Source organism: Aeromonas sp. ASNIH8, from assembly GCF_002919855.1.
Lineage (GTDB): Bacteria > Pseudomonadota > Gammaproteobacteria > Enterobacterales > Aeromonadaceae > Aeromonas > Aeromonas caviae.
Map to the genome: position 1 here is coordinate 1 of NZ_PQLN01000233.1, position 1137 is coordinate 1137.

Genomic DNA, 1137 nt, shown 5'->3' on the forward strand with positions numbered 1-1137 from the left:
ACAGTTAGTTAAGATCTCGACTATTTACAGCTTGGCAACGCAAGGTACAATTAAAATCGTACTTGGCGCCGCTCAACTGATCGATACTTGATCAACTAGCGCAAAGAATGATCATGCGTCGGCCCTGGGCGGTTATCCTTCGCAGTATGCCCACAACAGGCGCACTGCTGGCTCGTGTAGGCCGGCTTTATCGCCAACACCTGACCGCCTCGCCATGCCTGCTTATATTCGAGCTGGCGGCGCAGCTCAAACCAGCCCTGATCTAATATCGAACGATTCAGCCCTGATTTTGCCCGGACGTTGCGCCCCGGCTGGCTGGTCGTGCCCGCTGCTGATTTTGACATGCTGGCAACCTTCAAATCCTCAATGACGATCATCGCGTGGTTTTTGCTGATAGTCGTTGTGACCTTGTGAAGGTAATCGCGGCGGGTATTGGCGATATGTGAGTGCAGCCGCTGGATCTTGGCTTTTTGTTTCTTCCAGTTGCTGCTGAACTTTACCTTTTTGCTCAACTGGCGTTGGAGCCTTGCCAGCTTGGTCTGATTGGTTTTGAAGCTGTTGACGGGCTCAAACACCGTGCCATCTGACAGGGTTGCGAGCTTGGCGATCCCCGCATCTAGCCCGACCATTGAGCCGGAGGGGTGAATTGGCTCAAGCGTCTCCTGCTCGACCTGAAAGGAGATATACCAGTGCCCGGCTGTTTGGCTGACGGTCGCGTTTTTAATTTTCCCTTCAACTGGCTGGGACTGACGGAACTTGACCCACGCCAGCCCGGCAGGCAGCTTCACTCGACCCTTTTCAAGGCGGCAATACTTGTCGAAGTTGACGAACCGGATAGCGTCGCGGTTGTCGCTTTTTTTCTTGAATACGGGTGCCTTGGCGGCGAGTTTCTTATCAAAGCAGCGCATCCACGCGCCATGCAAATCCTTGAGCTTCTGCTGGAGGTTGTCGGTATATGCCTCGGCCAGAAAGGCCATTTCTGGGTCTTTCTTCCAACTGGTGAGCATCCTGTTCAGCTCAAAGGCAGAAGGCAGTTTTTCGCCAGCATCCAGAATGCGTTTGGTTTCTGCCAGCCCGTGATTCCAGACATAACGAGCACAACCGCCCAACTGGCGCAGGCGTTGCGCTTGTTGTTCG

General features: G+C 53.8%; 1 protein-coding gene. It reads right to left on the reverse strand.

The window, feature by feature from the left end; translation table 11 throughout:
* Positions 1 to 95 precede the first annotated feature (95 nt).
* The coding region (locus C3418_RS23635; RefSeq protein WP_219812713.1) for an RNA-guided endonuclease TnpB family protein at positions 96 to 1137 on the reverse strand (1042 nt) is incomplete at its 5' end.